The organism is Rhodococcus sp. 66b (genome assembly GCF_002076325.1).
GTDB classification, from domain to species: domain Bacteria; phylum Actinomycetota; class Actinomycetes; order Mycobacteriales; family Mycobacteriaceae; genus Rhodococcus_F; species Rhodococcus_F erythropolis.
On sequence record NZ_MUZB01000027.1, the window covers coordinates 1 to 17,381 of the forward strand.

Below are 17,381 nucleotides of genomic sequence, written 5' to 3' on the forward strand. Positions count from 1 at the left end.
GCGGAGTACCCGCCGCCGATGACTGTATACGCGGTCTTCGCTCGCTGGGTGCGCGGAGGTGCGTGGCAACGCATCCATGACACGCTGCGAGACCGGACACGCACGCGAGAAGGGCGGGACCGGTGCCCGACCGCTGCGGTCATCGACTCGCAGACCGTGCCCGCAGCCGACACTGTGCCCCGATCCAGTCGCGGGTGGGACGGCGCGAAAAGAACAAACGGCCGCAAACGACACATCGCCGTGGATGTCAACGGCCTGCTGCTCGCCGTCGTGGTCACCGCCGCGTACATCCAGGACCGCGACGCCGCGCACCGGCTACTCGCCGCACTACGTGTCGCGTTCTCCACCATACGGCTGGTCTGGGCCGACGGCGGTTACCCAGGTCGCTACTCCTCTGGGCTGAACATGTTCTCGCCTGCGCATTCAGATCATCAAACGCAAACCAGGCAGTACCGGATTTCATGTCCGCGCGCACGTCTGGGTGGTCGAGCGGACCTTCGCGTGGATCAGCAAGCACCGTCGCTGCGTCCGCGACTACGAAACCAGACCCGATCACCACGAAGCGATGGTCCGCATCGCCATGATCGTCCTCAGGACCCGCCGACTCGCCCGAACGTGACCGGTTCTCAAACACGTTCTAATAGAGCTATTCACCGCTCTACTGGAGTTGCAAGATCTGATGTATCCCGAGTTTTCCGGAGTTCGTTTGTTTTACTTCAGGTATTGATGCACCCGAGAGAGGTTCACGATGCCCCGTCGTTATCCGCCTGAGTTTCGCCGGAAAGTCCTCGATTTGTTGAAGTCAGGCCGCACGGTCGCCGAGGTCGCCGCAGGTCTCGATGTCACCGAGCAGACCATCTACAAGACATGAACCGCGCCCTTCCGTTGGCGAAGAATGCACAGCGTCCCGATCGGCTTCCGCTTCGCGTACTTGCCGGCGGTCTGCGGCTGGACGCAACCCTGCCCGGAAAACCTCATGCCTGGGCCCGCTTAGTTTCTCTGCACTGTGCAATCCTTTGCGGCCGAACTTGAACGGACCCGATGGTTTGTTGGTCAACTAACCTGCTGTCGAAATCTCGCTTGGTGGCTGTCGATGGGATTGGTTGTTGCAGCGCGTCTGGAGCGAGTGGGTCCACGTCTTCGCCGAGAGACCCTGGTCGCGGCCACCCGAGGATGGTGTTGCAACCGTTCGGCGGCTTCGTCGGCGGCAGTGGTCCGGGTATTCACGTTCGAGGCCGAGTGCGGCGGCCATAAGCAGCCCGAATGCCGAGTGTTTCTGCTGGCCCAGGGCCTTGGCCATCTTGTCGATGTTCATCGGAGCGCCGCCGTAGGCGCTGCCGGCGAGCTTGAGTTCCGGAGCATAGGTCGAGGCGATCGCCGCGGCTATCGCAGTCGCCATTCCGCCGCCGGAGTAGCCGGCCATCCCGACCGGGCTCGTCCGAGTCCGAGCGCGTCGAATCGTTGCGCGGCGCGGATGGAGTCGAGGGTGATCTGTCCGCCGAGCTTTGCTGCGCCGTAGACGAGCGCCGGGCCGAGCGTCGGGCCGATATGGTCGGGGATGGTCCCTTCGCGATGGCGACGGTGAGGCCAGGGGCTTCGCGGATCGCCAGCTTCGGGTCGTCGGTGTACATCGCGGTCAACGGCGCGCAACCGAGCCCTAGAGCATTTGTGATGCGGGTGATACGACAACAACGCCCCGACCCGGTGCGGCGCCGCGAGGTGAGGTGAGGTGAGGTGAGAGCACCGTGGTCACCTCAGCAATCGGTTGACCCTCGGAATTCTGCAGGGCCGATCGGGCATCGAAGTCTCTATTCTGTGCAGCCTGCAAATGATGTACGAACACAAACGGGTCGCGAGATCTGTTGTGTACATCACATGCCGACTGTAGATTCGATTGCTCTATGACATTTGTGTCTCACAAATCATGGTTATTTGGCTATGAGTGATGGGCAAGGGAAGCCAGGAGGCGTTGATGGCTGCGGACTTCAGAATTTCGTTGCAGAAGCTGGAGGTATTCTGCAAGGTCGCGGAGCTGGGGGGTGTGCGTCGTGCTGCCGAGGAGCTTTACGTTTCGCAGCCTGTGGTGAGTGCCCATCTGCGTTCGCTGCAGGAACGGGTCGGTGCGAAGCTCTTCCATCCGGAGGGCCGCGGTATCGCACTTACGGAGGCAGGCACACGGACACTGATCTGGGCGACCGAAGTTTTGAAAGGCCGTAGGGAACTGGAGAAGGACTTGGCCGAATTGACGGATGGTTCGTCCGGCTTCGTCTCGATCGGCGCAAGCATTACCGTAGGTAACACGCTGATGACGGCCGCGGTGATCGCGTTCAAGCGCGACAATCCAGGTGCATCGGTTCGACTCGAGATCTCTACAGTGGAGACAGCGCTGGAGCAAGCACGACTCGGCCGACACGATTTCGCGGTGGTGGCAACTGACGCAGTACTCGACTCACGTTCGTTCGATTCGGAATTGGTTGCCCGGCCCGCATGGGCGATAATCGCGTCGGCACACAACAACGACATCCCAGACTCGGTCACGCCGGATCGACTCGCGAAATTGGGCTTCGTATGTCCACCCGGCGGAATGGCAATTCGCCGCAGTCAGGATAACGCGCTCGCCTCGATCGGCGTCAACGATCGACGGGTGGAGATCGAACTGGGCAGTGCAGAGTCCATCAAGCAAGCAGTGAAGGCAGATCTGGGCGTGGCGATGCTGTGGAGGCAGTCGGTGAAGGCGGATATCGAATCGGGCCTATTGCGTGAGATCACCGTCGACGCAACGCCCTTGCGGGACCGACTTTTCGTCGTGCGCCGCACGGACACTCGCCTGACTCCGCTTCAAAGCCGGATGCTTGATCAGGTGCGGCGGACGGTAAACGACACGTTTTCCGCCACCACTACGGCTATGAATCCCGAGCGGGAAAGCTAATAGTGTGCCGGCTCCAGGCGCCCTAGCGTTGACGCTGTCCTACCTGTGACTGCAAGGGAAGAACATGCGCGAAATCAGATCGACCGACTATGTAATCGACACGCACCACCATGTCGGAGAATTGTCTCTCGGATTGGCGAACGAAGAGGTCGGTGGAGACGGCGCCCGCATCCGACCCGTCGAGATGCACGAGGAGATGCTGGACTCTTTCGGTTTCACTGCGGCGTGCGTCATTCCAGGTTTTCAGTACGACCGCACCGAGGGCATCGCGAGCACGAGAGGAGTCAACGATGCTATTGCCGCATATCGGGACAGCAAGCCCACACGCTTCCCCGTTGCGCTGGGTACCCTCGAACCCCTCCACACGTTCGAAGCATGTCGCGAGGAGGTGGGCCGGCTGGTCGACGAGTTGGGCATCGACGGCTTGGCGTGGCACACCCGGTATCAAGGGGTGTTCCTATCGGATCCACGAATGCACGCCTTCGTGGACCTGGCTGTCGAACGTGGTCTGCCGTGCTTCGTCCACCTGTTTGCGGAGTCGAACATGGAAGCGCCCTGGTCCCTTCTCGATCTCGCGAGGGGGCACCCGGAGGCGACGATCGTTGCCTTGGACGGGTTTTCGGGATCCACCCAGGCGCGGTACCTGATGGATATCGCCGAACGCTGCCCGAATGTTCTGTTCGACACTGCCATCTGCTTCCCGCTCATGCGGCCGCTCGACGTATTCGTGGAGACATTCGGGTCCGAGCGCTTGTTGTTCGGGACCGATTCCTACGCTCGACCCGTGCTGTACAACACGCCGTCGGTCCTGCACGAATTGCTGGCATCCGACATGCCTCAGGACGACCTGGAAAACATTATGTGGCGCAACTTCGTTCGACTGTTCCCTCAGACACTGACTCGTATGAATTTAGCTATGAGTGCTGATGAAACTTTGGCATAGTGCTATCGACCACACGCGTCATACCGTCATTCCGTGTTCAAAACCCAGACTCTGAATTCATCCGCTCGATTGTCCTCGGACGCGATATCCGAGGAGAATGTGTGGGATGTCATCGTCGTAGGCGCCGGCCCGGTCGGAATGACGCTCGCCACCGAGCTTGGCATGCGTGGCATCGAAACGCTTGTGATCGAGAAGGCGACCGAGACCACGACCAACCCTCGTTGCAATACTACGAATGCGCGGTCGATGGAGTACTTCCGTCGGCAGGGAACAGCCGACCGTATCCGTCGGGCCGGATTGCCACTCGACCATGCGACGGATGTCGTCTATGTCACGAGTCTTGACTCATACGAGCTCACGCGTTTCGAATTCTCCTCCAGCGGAGCGATTCTCGACGGAACCGCCAGCGAGTTCGACGAGTGGCCGACACCTGAACCCCAGCATCGCGTTTCGCAGATCTTCCTCGAACCCATACTGGCGGAGCGGCTCGAGGAATTTCCCAGCGTTGCAGTATTGCGGGGGTGGGAGTCGGAAACTGTGCAGCAGGACGATGGCGGTGTCGCCGTTGTGATCCGCGAGTCCTCGACCGGTGCGACTCGGACTGTTAGCGCTCGTTACGTGGCCGGATGCGACGGAGGTGCCAGTGTCGTTCGCCGTGCCATCGGCGCCCGACTCGAAGGCGACGCCGAGGCTGCGGAGCGTCGCCTCTCGATCTACTTCCGTTCCGATGAGCTTGTCTCACTGCTCGGCGATAAGCCTGGGTGGATGTACTGGTGGTACGGACCCGAATTGCGTGGTTCGTTCCTGCAGCTCGATGGAAGCAGTCTGTTCCTGTGCCACGCCAGAGTCCCCGAAGGCATGGATCCAGAAGACCTCGACCCGGACCGTGTCCTCGACGCCGCAATCGGGCGACAAATTCCGCACGAGAAGATTCAGGTGATCCGCTGGACCCCTCGGCGACTCGTCGCCGACAAGTTCAGGGATGGTCGGATCATCCTCGCCGGCGACGCGGCTCACCTGTGGCTCCCGCTCGGCGGTTTCGGTATGAATACGGGGATCGCCGACGCAGTCGGGCTGGGGTGGAGACTTGCGGCTATCGTCGGCGGCACGGGAAGCGAACTGCTGCTGGACGATTATGAAGTCGAGCGGCGCTCGGTGGGGGAGGCGACGTCGCGTGCAGCGCTGAAGATCGACAGGGACATGACTGCAATTGGTCGTGATCCTGCTTTGCACGAGGACAGCCCTCGCGGAGCCGATCTGCGGCTCGAGGCGGGCCGCCTGATCCAGGCGATCGACCGCAAACAGTGGCACAGCCAGGGTGTCCAGTTCGGATCGCGCTATGAAAATTCGCCGGGCACCCTCTCACCGGACGTCGTCGAATCGACGGTCATCGAAGCGATCGATACGTACGTCCCGTCGGTGCGTGCCGGATCGCGCCTGCCTCATCTGTGGCGCACGGACGGCTCATCGCTCTTCGACGCGCTAGGTCGAGACTGGACCGTGATAGTCGTGGGAGCGCTCGAGGTCGAAGATTTGGTGGCGTCCACGTCGAGCGCTGGCGTCGATGTCACCGTTGTTCGGCTGACTGCGGATGAAGCGGCGGGTGTCATCGACCAGCCCGTCGTTATCGTGCGTCCCGACCTGTACATCGCCTATAGCGGCCCTTCACTGGTAAAGCAGGATTTTATCTTCGGCCGATTGCTCGGTACGAAACGCTTGGAGGCAGCGGCGACCGCAGAGGTCTGAATCCGCCGAACGCTTGGACCCCCAACCTCACTCGTGTAGATCGAAGGCACACAATGAACATCGACCGTAAACAGAAGAACCCGATGTATGCAGGCAAAGACGGCAGCGAACTGAAACGCGTACTGGCGTCGAGCTACATCGGCAGCATGATCGAGTACTACGACTTCGTTCTGTACGCCGCAGCATCCGGGCTGATCTTCAACAAGTTGTTCTTCAGCGACCTATCACCGGCAGCCGCGACTCTCGCGGCGTTCGCGACGCTCGCAGTTGGTTTCGTGGTCCGGCCAGTGGGGGCGGTGATCTTCGGGTACTTCGGCGACCGGATAGGCCGAAAGTCCGTGCTGGTGCTGACCATGAGCATGATGGGCGCTGCCACTGCGCTGATGGCCGTCTTGCCCACCCGGGACCAAATCGGAGTCGCGGCACCGATACTGCTCATCCTGCTGCGCATCGTTCAGGGGTTGTCGGTCGGAGGCGAGTGGGGCGGCGCCGCGCTGATGGCGTTCGAGCACGCGCATCCGGCACGACGGGGATTCGCGGCTGTCTTCGCAACCGCTGGCCAGCCGAGTGGGGCGATGCTCGCCGGTGTCGTGCTCGCACTGTTCGCCCTGATGCCGGACGAGCAATTCATGAGTTGGGGTTGGCGTGTGCCGTTCGCTCTGAGCGGCGTACTGGTCATCTTCGGTATCTGGATCCGCCTGCGAGTCTCGGAATCTCCGCTCTTCCTCCAGGAGAAGAAACGTCAGGCCGCGGCCGCGGAGAAGACGAAAGCGCCGATCGTAGAGGTCCTTCGCCACCCGCGTGCACTCGTTCTGTCGTTCATCGCCCTCCTTGCACCGTTCCTCTCCTTCACGCTCTCGGGCGCCTTCGGTATCACCTACGGTGCTACGCACGGACTGTCGACATCGAGTGTTCTGTTCATCTCCTCGGCCGGTTCACTCGTCTGCATCGGCGCGGAACTATACTTCGCCGCACTGTCCGACCGTATCGGACGTCGACCAGTGATGATCGGAGGAATCCTCGCGGGTGCCGCGTCCGTGTATCCGTTCTTCCTGCTACTTCAAACCGGTACGACATGGGGTGCCCTACTTGCCTTTTCGCTCATCAACGGTCTGGGAATCGGTGCGACGTTCGGACCACTCGCAGCCTTCATGGGTGAACGCTTCCAAACGGGGTCCAGGTTCACGGGATTGTCTCTGGGCTACCAGATCGCCGCGACGATCGGCGGCGGATTCGGCCCCCTGATCTTCACCGCGCTGATCGCTGCCGACGAGTCTGACATCACCCCGATCGTCTGGTTCGTGGTCAGTATCTCGGTACTCAGTACGCTGGCGCTGGTGCTGTCGAAGGAGAACACCATCGAAGCGCCCGCCGACCTCACAGCCGAGCATCCAGCACCCGAGCCCGCGAAGTGAGCGCATTCATGCAGGAGAAGAATTCCACATTCGCTGCTGCAGACGTCGAGATTGTTCAACTCGGTGGCGGCGTGACCGAAATTCGTTCCCGAGCAGTTCCGTCACTCGCGCCGGTCACTACCTTGCACTGGCTGCGGCATTGGGCAAACCTCACCCCTACAGCGATCGTCCTCTCTGAGGTCCGTGACGGACATCGGGTGACATGCGATTACGCGTCCGTATGGTCTGCGGTGGTCGGCGCCGCCCATGCACTGCGGGGGCATGGCGTGTCCCGAGGTGACCGCGTCGTCGTTATTGCCTCCAACAGCATCGACTCATTCGTGGCCGGACACGCGGCGATGCTTGCGGGGGCGATCTGGGTGCCCGTCGCGACCCAGTATCTGGGGGTCGAGGCCGACCCCACCAGGATCGCCGCGGTATTCGATTCCGTCGATCCATCGTTGGTGCTTGTACCCGACGGCGCGCAACGTGACCGCGTTCCAACGGGATACGAGGTGATCGATCGAATCCACCAGGAGCCCACCGATACGGTCGAGAGCGATGCAATCGCGCTCTTACAAGCCTGCTCCGGCGACGATGTGGCCAAACTACTGCTGACATCCGGGTCCACTGGAATACCCAAGGCCGTCGTCTACACCCATCGCATGTTGGTGAGCAACGTCCGAGCCACAGCAGACGTCTGGACGTTCGTAACCGATCACCCGCCCGTTCTCGTCGACTGGCTTCCGTGGAATCACGCCTTCGGCGGAAACGCCAATCTCAACATGGTTCTACTCGGCGGCGGCACTCTGCATATCGACGACGCACACGGACGGCCTTCGGAACTTGGGCGTTCCATTGCATCCATCACCGCGCTTCAGCCGACGTTTTACGCGGCGGTCCCCGCCAGCTTTCATGCGATGCTTCCGGCTTTGGAAGCTGATGAACATTTTCGTCGTGCATTCTTCGGTCGATGTGACGCGCTGTTCTCTGCGGGTGCAGCTATGCCCGCCAGCACATTCGAGCGTTTACGCGCCCTCTCGTCAACGGTGAGATCGAGCCCCGTGCCCGTACTGACCGGATGGGGATCGACCGAAGTCGGACCCGGCGCGACGATTGTCCACAGGAGTGATAGCGCGTCGGGCTGGATCGGCCCACCACTCCCCGGAGTGACACTACGTATGGTCCCGGTGGCGGACAAATACGAGCTCCGGGTCAGCAGCAACGGTGTCACGCCCGGGTATTGGCGAGACCCCGAGCGCACGGCGATGGCATTCGATGCAGACGGCTTCTACTGCTCGGGCGACGCAGGCATACTGGTCGACGATCAAATGCCCGAATTAGGGCTGCGATTCGACGGTCGCATCGCTGACGACTTCAAATTGTCCAACGGATCCTGGGTCAATGTCGACCGCCTCAGGAGCCGACTGTTGAGCCTCGCGGGAACATCTGTCCGCGACGTCGTCATCGCGGGCCCGGACCGCGCGCACCTTGTCGCGCTGTTCTGGCTCGCTGCCGGCGCAACACTCGACGTGCAGAAGGTACTACACGCACACAACACGACTACCTCCGGACAGACGAATGTGATAGTGGCCGGAGCAGTGCTCGACACCGATCCATCCGCCGAGTTGCTCTCACCTAAAGGCTTGATCAAACCCGCCGTGTTCCGGGTGGCCGAGCATTCGACCATCGATGCTTTGTACGCCACCGCAACGAATTCGACTAAGGAAGATTATGATCGAAGTTGATTCAGCAAGAGACCTATCCGACAGAGTCGGAACACTTTTGGGACGAAGCGAATGGGTAAATCTGCCCGCCGACACCATCAAGGTATTCGGCGCTATCACACGTGACGAGCACTGGATTCACGTGGATCGAGCGCGTGCAGCCGAGGAGGGGCCTTTCGGCGACGTCATCGCTCACGGGTTCTTCCTGCTCAGTCTCGTAACCGGTCTTGGCAATCAGTGCTACGTAGTGCGTAACGCACAGCGGTGGACGAACTATGGCCTCGATCGGGTGCGCTTCACTGCACCAGTAACTCCGGACGACTCCGTGCGGCTTGCAATGAAGTTGGAATCGCTTGATGAGACGGCGTCGGGATATCGGCTCGTGCTCGAGTGCGAACTGGAGCTGAAGGATTCCCCGCGCCCCGCGCTGGTCGCGCGTTGGATCGTTCTGGTCACGGAAAAGGAGGTGTGATGCGCGGATTCAGCAGTATCGGCCAAGAGGGAACATTCCTCGATCACGTCGGTGGGATCGAATGGAGTAAGAACGCGGACCAGGTGCATACGAGACTGAAAGTGCGCGCAGAACACGTCAACCCGAACGGAACAACGCACGGTGGGCTACTTTTGACCCTTCTCGATTTCACACTCGGGGTGGAAGCGGAGCGGTCGCTGGGTGATGGGCTCCTTGGCCACCCCATCACTATTCAGTTGTCCAGCAGCATGATCGGGTCCGCCACGGTGGGGGAAACCGTCGACGGATGTGCGCGAGTGACAGCACAGACGCGGACGATGACCTTCGTAACAGGTGAGTTGACTGTCGGTGAGCGTGTGCTCACAACGGCGAGTGCGGTCTTTCGCAACCCACGGCATAGTGAACGGTGATCTCCGAAAGGTGAAGGAGGATACACTTCAAGCGTCGAAGTGGTTGCGCCGCAGATTCTTCCAATGACTGCCTCGCGGATTCCGTTCTATCCGCCGCGGAAGATCAAGATTTACAAAACAACGGGATGACTGATGTGGCGTCCGACGACCCGTTCGAGTGCGGGATGGATGTCGGTGAGCGTTCAGCTGGAAGATCTTGGCTGGTCGATCGATAACTGCCAAGACTCGACCCTGGTAGTGATGCCTTGGATATGGCGATCAAGAATCGGAACCGCCTCCCGGCGGGATTATGCACGCCGATCATGGAGCGCTGTTCACGTTCTGGGCATTCTGACAAGATTCGTTCGGCGGGCCTGATTCTGCGACGTGATCCTTCCAATACCGCAGCTTTCAAACCAGCATGTGCATCAGATCGCCAGATGTACCCGGGGACAGTCCGCGCACCTCCAGCTGTCCCGAAGATTTTGCGGCTACCGTCGATCGAGACCCAGATGGCGAGGGCGTGAGAACCACGTGCGCCCTGATCTGGACGTTGAGTACGTCGCGTCGAGGAAGTGCGGAAAGCTGTTGTGTGTCAACGCGTTCGCGGATCCGCGAGAATTTGGATTTTGAGATTCCCGAGTAGACACCCAACGTGACAATGAGGTGGTCGACGTTGCGGGTGGAACGCCGGAACGTAAGGACTCCATGATGACCGCATACAAGGCTTGATCGGATCCGTCGACGTCGTTCGAACAGCGACGGTAAGAACGACCGGACCGGAGTTTCGGGAGCTGCACGTCCAGGCTCAAGAGGGAATGACAGTACGGCCGGAGTCGGACGTCGAAGTCCCGTGGCATGACCCCCATCAAGTGAGCCGCATGATCCGTGCCCCTCAAAGTGAACCATCTATATGAGAGATGAGGCAGAGTGATCCATAGGAGGTCACAGTGCCCAAGTCGTATCCAAACTCAGTCCGGCGACAGATCTCGCACCGTCTGCGAAGTGGTGACACAGTCGCCGATATCGCTACGGAAACCGGCATATCGCCGGCGACGTTGTTCCGGTGGAAAGACCAAGCCCTGATCGATGCGGGGGTGCGGGACGGAGTACCGAGTATCGAGTCCGACGAGCTCGCATCCGCCCGCGCCCGCATCGCTGCACTCGAAGCTGAACTCGCATTGACTCGCGATGCCTGCGCCTTGTTCGACGATCAGTCGGTGGTGCCCCCAAAAGGAAGATCGCGATCGTCGAAGGACTGATCACGCGAGGACATTCCGGTAGATCGGCATGTCGCATAACGGGTTTGAGCAGATCAACATTTCATGCGCACCGTCGCCGACCGGTCTCCAATCAGCGAGTACGGCGCATCATCGTGGCCGACACGATCGAAAAAATCTACCAACGATCACGCGGAACCTACGGGAAGCGACGTATCCGAGCCGAACTGCTCGATACATACGAAATGAATGTCAATCACAAGCTGGTGTCGGCGATCATGACCGAACTCGGCATCGCCGGGTTACCTCGTCCGGGCAAGCGGAAACCGAACCTGCTGGGCGTAGAAACCCTCTCTGACCGGGTCAATCGCGGCTTCACGGCAAGCCGCCCGAACGAATTGTGGTTCACGGACATTACGGAGTATCCCGCTCGTGACGGAAAGGTTTACTGCTGTGCAATTTTGGACTGTTTCAGCAAGATGATCGTAGGTCGTTCTTTCTCCACGACTGCTGATACGGCACTGGTCAACAATGCGGTGAACATGGCCGCGCAGGAACGGATCCGTTGGGAGGCAACGATCTTGCATGCCGATCATGGTCCCCAGTTCACGTCGTGGGGGTTCGGTGAGAATCTGCGGAGGTGGGGATTGCTCGAGTCTTTCGGGACGGTCCGTGATTGCTTCGATAACGCGGTCATGGAGGCATTCTGGGGACGTTTGCAGACGGAATTGCTGAACACGAAGAAGTGGTCGACCACGCTGGAGTTGACGGCAGCCATGGCCGATCATATCGACAATTTTCATAATGCCGAACGGCGCCACAGCTATCTCGGCAACCTCAGCCCGATGGAGTATGAGAAGCTCTGGGCAGACATCCAACCGTATCCTCAGCTCTCATAACGCTGGTGCACTATTGGGGGCACGGATCAAGTGGCTCACCAAATGGGGTCCTGCCACCCGAGCGCGGATCGAGTTGTTCGAGTGGCTCTCTCGTACTGCAACCTGCCTCAGCCATCACTCCGAACTTGGCTGGGCGCCCAGCCAAGTTCGGAGTGATGGCTGATCGCGCCGTCTACGCTGTCGGGTACCGCGTGAAACTCGGTGTCTACCCTCAAGGGGCAACCTCAAGCCGATGTTCCACCACGCTGTGACGCAACCACAGTTCAGCTACATGGCTATCGAGTGTGCTCGGCCAGTGATTCCATCCCCACTACCGGCCCGGCGCGCAGGATGAGGGCCTTCTTACGTAGGAACCGGAGCAGGCCTGCAGGTCCCATTCGTGATCCTCCCAGGCCCGAGCCTTTGAATGCGACTTTCTCGACGTCACGCATGATCCCAATTGTCAGTGCGGTGTCTTGTAGGCTGATCGCGCCCGCGTCGATGCGACGGGCAATCACCTCAGACTCTTCGGCGCTTCCCGAGATCACTGCGCCGGAGAGACCGAATTCGGAATCGTTGGCGAGATCGATTGCCTCATCGATCGTATCGTAGGGCATGACGGGCATGACCGGACCGAACGTTTCTTCCGTCATCAATTTCATCGTGTGGTCGACATCGACGACGACAGTTGGTCGCATATACCGACCGCCCCCGTGTTTCTCGCTCAAACCACCTGTGAGCACCGTTGCCCCGTTGTCGAGTGCGTCCCGCAAGTGATGATCGACGATACGCGCCTGGCCGTCGAGGATGAAGGGGCCGATGTGGCCGTGGGCGGGATCTGGATACGTCAGCTCGAGCGCTTCGGACTGGGTTACCAGCTCGGTCACGAAGTCATCGAATATCGTCCGGTCGACGTAGATTCGTTCGGTTGAGAAGCAGAGTTGACCGGTGTTGTGCACCGCCCCCTTGAGGACTGCGGCTGCAGCCGTTGGCACATCGGCTGAGCCGGTGACGATAGCGGCGTCTTTACCACCGAGTTCGAGAAAGGCCGGGATGAACCGAGAAGCGCAGGTGGCGGCGATCACTCGGCCGGTGTTAACGCTCCCGGTGAAACACAGCGCGTCGACATTGTCGATCACCGCACGTCCGACGTCTGCGGCGCCCGGTATATACGCGAAGACCGCTGCCAGTTCAGGCACACTTTCGATCGATGCCATCACAGGTTCGATGAAACGAGGGGTGATTTCGCTCGGCTTGACCAGAACTGCACATCCGGCGATTAGTGCGGGGATGGCGTCAGTCGACGACAACAGGAACGGGTGATTCCACGGGCTGATGATGCCAAGAAGGGCATACGGATCGAGCTGCGTCGTATAGGTGACGTCGGCCATGACACTCGAATGCCCCTCCAGCGAGGCGGTTTCGATGATGTTCGGTGCTTTTGCGCACCAATCGCGTACTGCCGCAGCGACCATGTGAGGCACCTCGTCGGCGACACGCAGTCGGCCGGTATCGATTCCTTCGGCAGTTGCAATATTGTCGTGCTCGCGTTCGATGGCGTCCGCCCACCGCAGCATCACGTCGATTCGACCGTCAAGTCCGAGGTCGCGCCATCCGTGCTGGGCGTGGCGAAGCGATGCGGCAAGCTCAGCAACCTCTCCGGGCGTCGGGGTGGTAACCGCGTAGTCTTCCTCGCCAGTTCGCGGATTCTTGGCCCGTAGCAGTTCGGCAGCAGGTGCAGAGTCGGCGCCGTTCAGGCCCGGCGACGCTGTGGAAATCGTCATGGCTTCACCCTAGAAAGTTGTTGTTCGAAGAACTATTGCTGAAATTATTGACGTTCGATAGCTCCGCGGTTATCGGACGCGGTTCGACGGACTCATTGCCCGGTAGGCCATCCGCTCGAAGTCCTCGGCAGTCGCGTCGCCCGGGGACGAACGATTGAAGGCGCTGGTCGCCGCGAGCATGCTGAACTCCGTGAGCCTGGCAGGATCGACCCCCAGGGCTCCGAGTCCGTCGGGGAGGTTCAGTCGTGCAGTGAAGGCCAGAAGGTCGGCCGACAAGGACTGGGGTGACGATCCCAGCGCATTCGCCACGGTGGCAATCCGCTCGACGGGTACGACAGCGCGAAGGTACTCGACGGTGTGCGGCAACAGGGTTCCCACCACTGTGCCGTGGTGCAAACCAAGGTCGTCAAACGGCATGGACAGGGCATGCGACAACCCCAGTCCCTTCCATGTCGTCATCGCCGCCTCGAGTGCGCCCATCATCACGTTCCACCGTGCCTCGCGGTCGGTGCCGTCCGACACTGCTCGGGGGAGCCATTCCCACAGGCGGCGGAGGACGTCGAGCGCGATCGCATCCGCCGGGGGGTTGATCGACGGAGACAAATACGCCTCGAACGCGTGGCTGAACGCGTCGATCCCCGATGCTGCCGTGAGCCACGCAGGAAGGCCATGGGTCAATTCCGGGTCGCAAATGGCAACACGAGGAACGAGATTGGGACTCAGGAACACCTCTTTCTCACCCGAAGCAAGGGTCAGACCAGCGCCACGTCCGATCTCGCTGCCAGTGCCGGCTGTCGTCGGCATAGCAATGATCGGTGCGACAGCGGGCGTGATGCGCATATCGCCACCCGACTTGACGAGAAAAGATTCGAGAGGACCGTCGTGCGTGGCCAGCAGAGCGACGGCCTTGGCGCAGTCAATCGGCGACCCGCCACCGACAGCTATGATGCCGTCGCAGTCGTGCGCACGGTACTCGGCGAGGGCCGCTCGGGCGGCTGTTTCAGTGGGGTTGCTCGGTACGTCGAGAAAGTGGGGCAGTTCGGCCACTCCATCGAGCTGTTCCAACGCTGAGAAGAGAACCCCGTTCTTTTCAAGGCCGCGATCGGACACGATCAATGGCCGCAGCACCCCAAGGCCTTCGAGTTCGTGTGGAAGTAAACGACGGGCGCCGTCGGCGAATTGAATGCGTCCGATGTATTGAATGAAAGCCATGTCGTATCCGTTCTTTGTAGAGCCTTATTCGAGCACAGCTGTCGTGACGGCAAATCCCGCTATGAATTCTTCGATGGGGCGGTAGAAGCGATAGGAGACACGATATTTACCGATTGCGGCAAGCGCTGAGTAAGCGGCGATCCAGGTACGGATCTCGTGCGAGGAGTTGCCCGCGGTCTCGGTCATCCACTGGCTGTCCCACGAGTCGAGCGAGGAAAGATCCCCACTGTCCACCACATCGAGAAATCGCCTGTCCCATTCCGGTGCGAGCGCCATGATGTCAGCCTTGCCTGCTGCGAAATCCCGAGCCGCTCGAATTACTCTTTGCTGTCGCTCGTTGCGCGCCTCGGGGATGAGATGGCGACCGCCCCCGAGGAGAGCCTCACGCTGGTCCGGGGTCGCGGTCGCTATTCGGGGCACCGGCGGATCGTGTGAGAGACCCCCCGATGCGAGAAAAAGTACGCGCTCGTCAGTGTCGGCGAAGTAACGTCCGATTGAAGTGCCGAGTGCCCGGATCCGCGACAGCGGAACGAACGGAGGCGCAACCGAATTGACGAACACCGGAACGACTGGTTTTGCCGTGATTGAGGCGAACAGAATCTCGAGTGGCTGAACCGCACCGTGATCGACCTCCATACGGAGAGATATCGAAAGGTCGATCCCCTGCGAGAGTACGTACTCTGCGAGTGACCTCGCGGTGTCCGTCGGCACGTCGAGCACGCCTGCTTGACTACCGTAGTCACCGATGCTGACAGCGTCGAAGCCGATACAAAAGGGCGGCATGAGCTCGTAGAAAAAGCCGTTGTAATGGTCCGGTCCGAAGCTTACGATCAGGTCCGGGTCGAAGTCCTCTACAAACGCCCGTACCGCGTCGAACGCCGACTCGACCGCGGACGCCGTGCCGGGCCCGGGATCGACCAGTCCGAGCAAGGGGCTATGTGACATCGCGGCCACTGCGACAGGCACAGTCAGTTCTTTCCGAGCAGAAAGTCGAGATGGATGCGGTCGAAGATCTCGCTGTCTTCGTACTGGGGCCAGTGTCCGCAGTTCTCCATCACAGCCAACGTCGAATCGGGAATCAACGACGCGATCCTACGTGCTTCGTCGACCGGTCCCGACGGGTCCTTTGTCGTCCACAGGACGAGCGCCGGAGCTTCGATGCCGCGGAGATCGTCGTCGGTGATCATGTTGCGTGCGCGCGTGTCCGGGTCCTGCAGTGCCATGTTCATTTCGCAAGCCATCAGCCAGTCGGGTTGCTGAAAGATCATTTGACGGGTCCGAATGAGATCGTCGGTGACCATCGAAGGATCGGCCATCAACCACTCGAGGCGAGTGCGAACATTTTCCCAGCTGGGATCCTTTGCAGCATTCATCGACAAGGTGAACAGGCGTTCCATCACCTCGGGATTGGCCATGGTTCCGCCCATCGTGTTCAGAGCAACCCGGTCCACGCGCTCGCGATGTTGCTGCGCAAGCCGAGCGGTGACCCATCCACCGAGCGACTCACCAGAGAACGACGCCTTCTCCTGCCCAATCGCAGCGAGGAAACCCAAGACCTGATCAACGTAGTGATGGATTTCGAGGGGATGGTTCGGTTTCGCGCTGTATCCGTGCCCGATGAAGTCGATGGCCCAGACATCGAAGTGCTCCGCATGCGAAGCAAGGTTTCGCACATAGGCCTCGGCATGTCCAGTGATTCCGTGAAGCAGAACCAAGGGCGGCTTCGAAGAGTCACCTGCGTGCAGGTAACGAGTGCGGTAGCCGCCGGCATTGATGAAACCTTGGCTGAACTCGACCTGGTTGAGGTCGGACCAGACGCTGTGGTAGGGCCGATCGGGCATCGAAGACTCCATTCTTAGCTTCCCTCGGATGACGAGCCGGGAAAGTGAGGTGACGATTTGCTGTGGAGATCACGCTACGGCGGTACGTTCGATTGCTCTATGACATTATTAGCGTTCATTCAATAGTCGTTTGGTTATCGATCAGAGGGGGGATCAGGAAGTCGAGATCAATGCGGACTTCAGAATTTCGTTGCAGCAGCTTTCCCGTACGACCGCACCGAGGGCATGACGAACACGAGAGGAGTCAACGACGCTGTCGCCGTATATCGGGAGAGCAAGCCCACACGCTTCCCCGTTGCGCTGGGTACTTCGAACGCCTCCACACACTCGAAGCATGTCGCGACGAGGCGGACAGGCTGGTCGACGAGTTGGGAGTAGTCCGTACCGGGCATGAACCGACGACCATCATGAAACAGACCGGCCACAAATCGGTCGAGTCCTTGCTGAACTATGCGCGCGAGAACAACATTCACCACCGCAACGCCGCCACCACAGTCGGTATGTGATGTGACCATGACCAACCACCCACAGCATCTGACCGCACCGGACGACGGGCTCATCTATCGGTTGCCCGGCGTCCTACCGCGGGGACTGGCGACTGTTCACCGACTGGTGCGCCGCCTTCAACCACGTAGCACTGACCGCCTCGGCACTGACCGCCTCGGCGCTGACCGCCGCACGGTTCCGCGATTTCGAACCCGACCTGTCCAGGGCCACCCTGCGCCGCCGTGTCTCGGCCATCAACAGTGCCCACCGGATCGCCGGGCATACCCCGCCGGCCACCGCGGCCGCGGTCCGCGCCGTACTCTCGGTACGCCACCGGCACGCCCAGGCCGCCCAGCACGC

General features: G+C 60.5%; 16 protein-coding genes and 3 pseudogenes. 12 read left to right on the forward strand and 7 right to left on the reverse strand.

What is annotated here, in order from left to right:
* Nucleotides 1–18: 18 nt before the first annotated feature.
* Nucleotides 19–771, forward strand: a complete 753-nt coding sequence (locus tag B0E55_RS32700) for a transposase (protein WP_370627664.1) — start codon at nt 19–21, stop codon at nt 769–771.
* On the forward strand, nt 749–871 hold the full coding sequence (locus B0E55_RS31440) for a transposase (protein WP_007732562.1): 123 nt from the start codon (nt 749–751) through the stop codon (nt 869–871). Before B0E55_RS32700 ends, B0E55_RS31440 begins: the two co-directional genes overlap by 23 nt.
* 342 nt (nt 872–1,213) lie before the next feature.
* Here the strand turns inward: B0E55_RS31440 and B0E55_RS30150 are convergent.
* Nucleotides 1,214–1,780 (reverse strand): annotated as a pseudogene (locus B0E55_RS30150) (lipase family protein); the annotation flags it as partial.
* Between the two features lie 192 nt (nt 1,781–1,972).
* Here B0E55_RS30150 and B0E55_RS30155 point away from each other — a divergent pair.
* The 8 genes and pseudogenes from B0E55_RS30155 to B0E55_RS32705 form a co-directional block, all read left to right on the forward strand.
* Nucleotides 1,973–2,929 (forward strand): LysR family transcriptional regulator, encoded by a 957-nt coding sequence (locus tag B0E55_RS30155; RefSeq protein WP_007732550.1) that lies wholly within the window; start codon nt 1,973–1,975, stop codon nt 2,927–2,929.
* A 64-nt stretch (nt 2,930–2,993) separates the two neighbouring features.
* Nucleotides 2,994–3,872, forward strand: coding sequence for an amidohydrolase family protein (locus B0E55_RS30160; protein ID WP_007732547.1), 879 nt, complete (start codon nt 2,994–2,996; stop codon nt 3,870–3,872).
* Nucleotides 3,873–3,905: 33 nt separating this feature from the next.
* Nucleotides 3,906–5,618: an FAD-dependent monooxygenase gene (locus B0E55_RS30165; protein ID WP_019749605.1), complete on the forward strand. Its 1,713-nt coding sequence runs from the start codon at nt 3,906–3,908 to the stop codon at nt 5,616–5,618.
* Between the two features lie 53 nt (nt 5,619–5,671).
* A complete protein-coding gene (locus tag B0E55_RS30170; RefSeq protein ID WP_007732541.1) occupies nt 5,672–7,033 on the forward strand; it encodes an MFS transporter in 1,362 nt (453 codons plus the stop codon).
* Between the two features lie 8 nt (nt 7,034–7,041).
* Nucleotides 7,042–8,760 carry an AMP-binding protein gene (locus B0E55_RS30175; protein WP_241896181.1) on the forward strand — a complete coding sequence of 573 codons (1,719 nt, stop codon included), beginning with the start codon at nt 7,042–7,044 and terminating at the stop codon, nt 8,758–8,760.
* A gap of 37 nt (nt 8,761–8,797) precedes the next feature.
* Nucleotides 8,798–9,211: a MaoC/PaaZ C-terminal domain-containing protein gene (locus tag B0E55_RS30180; RefSeq protein ID WP_238565222.1), complete on the forward strand. Its 414-nt coding sequence runs from the start codon at nt 8,798–8,800 to the stop codon at nt 9,209–9,211.
* A complete protein-coding gene (locus tag B0E55_RS30185; RefSeq protein WP_007732538.1) occupies nt 9,211–9,621 on the forward strand; it encodes a hotdog domain-containing protein in 411 nt (136 codons plus the stop codon). The genes B0E55_RS30180 and B0E55_RS30185 overlap by 1 nt, the downstream gene beginning before the upstream one ends.
* Before the next feature lie 195 nt (nt 9,622–9,816).
* Nucleotides 9,817–9,980 (forward strand): annotated as a pseudogene (locus B0E55_RS32705) (IS3-like element ISAar24 family transposase); the annotation flags it as partial.
* An 83-nt stretch (nt 9,981–10,063) separates the two neighbouring features.
* On the opposite strand, the pseudogene B0E55_RS32710 reads toward B0E55_RS32705, so the two are convergent.
* A pseudogene (locus B0E55_RS32710) lies at nt 10,064–10,406 on the reverse strand (transposase); the annotation flags it as partial.
* 144 nt (nt 10,407–10,550) lie between these two features.
* Here B0E55_RS32710 and B0E55_RS30190 point away from each other — a divergent pair.
* Entirely contained in the window at nt 10,551–10,862 is a 312-nt protein-coding gene (locus B0E55_RS30190; RefSeq protein ID WP_007732537.1) for a transposase, read from the forward strand.
* On the forward strand, nt 10,862–11,719 hold the full coding sequence (locus B0E55_RS31600) for an IS3 family transposase (RefSeq protein ID WP_241896182.1): 858 nt from the start codon (nt 10,862–10,864) through the stop codon (nt 11,717–11,719). The genes B0E55_RS30190 and B0E55_RS31600 overlap by 1 nt, the downstream gene beginning before the upstream one ends.
* A 275-nt stretch (nt 11,720–11,994) precedes the next feature.
* Here B0E55_RS31600 and B0E55_RS30200 read toward each other — a convergent pair whose 3' ends face one another.
* From B0E55_RS30200 to B0E55_RS31755, 5 genes are all read right to left on the reverse strand, one after another.
* Complete coding sequence (locus B0E55_RS30200; RefSeq protein ID WP_019749609.1) at nt 11,995–13,482, reverse strand: aldehyde dehydrogenase family protein; 1,488 nt, start codon at nt 13,480–13,482, stop codon at nt 11,995–11,997.
* A gap of 69 nt (nt 13,483–13,551) precedes the next feature.
* A complete protein-coding gene (locus tag B0E55_RS30205) occupies nt 13,552–14,694 on the reverse strand; it encodes an iron-containing alcohol dehydrogenase (protein ID WP_007732526.1) in 1,143 nt (380 codons plus the stop codon).
* 24 nt (nt 14,695–14,718) lie between these two features.
* A complete protein-coding gene (locus B0E55_RS30210; protein ID WP_080911110.1) occupies nt 14,719–15,660 on the reverse strand; it encodes a 3-carboxyethylcatechol 2,3-dioxygenase in 942 nt (313 codons plus the stop codon).
* Between the two features lie 2 nt (nt 15,661–15,662).
* Nucleotides 15,663–16,535, reverse strand: a complete 873-nt coding sequence (locus B0E55_RS30215) for an alpha/beta fold hydrolase (protein WP_029538670.1) — start codon at nt 16,533–16,535, stop codon at nt 15,663–15,665.
* A 179-nt stretch (nt 16,536–16,714) separates the two neighbouring features.
* Nucleotides 16,715–17,050 (reverse strand): hypothetical protein, encoded by a 336-nt coding sequence (locus B0E55_RS31755; protein WP_007732518.1) that lies wholly within the window; start codon nt 17,048–17,050, stop codon nt 16,715–16,717.
* Between the last annotated feature and the right edge of the window lie 331 nt (nt 17,051–17,381).

What these genes read in the sequence shown, in the direction of transcription:
- B0E55_RS32700 (WP_370627664.1), top strand. Translation starts at nt 19, where the DNA reads ATGACTGTATACGCGGTCTTCGCTCGCTGGGTGCGCGGAGGTGCGTGG.
- B0E55_RS31440 (WP_007732562.1), top strand. Translation starts at nt 749, where the DNA reads ATGCCCCGTCGTTATCCGCCTGAGTTTCGCCGGAAAGTCCTCGATTTG.
- B0E55_RS30155 (WP_007732550.1), top strand. Translation starts at nt 1,973, where the DNA reads ATGGCTGCGGACTTCAGAATTTCGTTGCAGAAGCTGGAGGTATTCTGC.
- B0E55_RS30160 (WP_007732547.1), top strand. Translation starts at nt 2,994, where the DNA reads ATGCGCGAAATCAGATCGACCGACTATGTAATCGACACGCACCACCAT.
- B0E55_RS30170 (WP_007732541.1), top strand. Translation starts at nt 5,672, where the DNA reads ATGAACATCGACCGTAAACAGAAGAACCCGATGTATGCAGGCAAAGAC.
- B0E55_RS30175 (WP_241896181.1), top strand. Translation starts at nt 7,042, where the DNA reads ATGCAGGAGAAGAATTCCACATTCGCTGCTGCAGACGTCGAGATTGTT.
- B0E55_RS30185 (WP_007732538.1), top strand. Translation starts at nt 9,211, where the DNA reads ATGCGCGGATTCAGCAGTATCGGCCAAGAGGGAACATTCCTCGATCAC.
- B0E55_RS30200 (WP_019749609.1), bottom strand. Translation starts at nt 13,482, where the DNA reads ATGACGATTTCCACAGCGTCGCCGGGCCTGAACGGCGCCGACTCTGCA.
- B0E55_RS30205 (WP_007732526.1), bottom strand. Translation starts at nt 14,694, where the DNA reads ATGGCTTTCATTCAATACATCGGACGCATTCAATTCGCCGACGGCGCC.
- B0E55_RS30215 (WP_029538670.1), bottom strand. Translation starts at nt 16,535, where the DNA reads ATGCCCGATCGGCCCTACCACAGCGTCTGGTCCGACCTCAACCAGGTC.
- B0E55_RS31755 (WP_007732518.1), bottom strand. Translation starts at nt 17,050, where the DNA reads ATGGTCACATCACATACCGACTGTGGTGGCGGCGTTGCGGTGGTGAAT.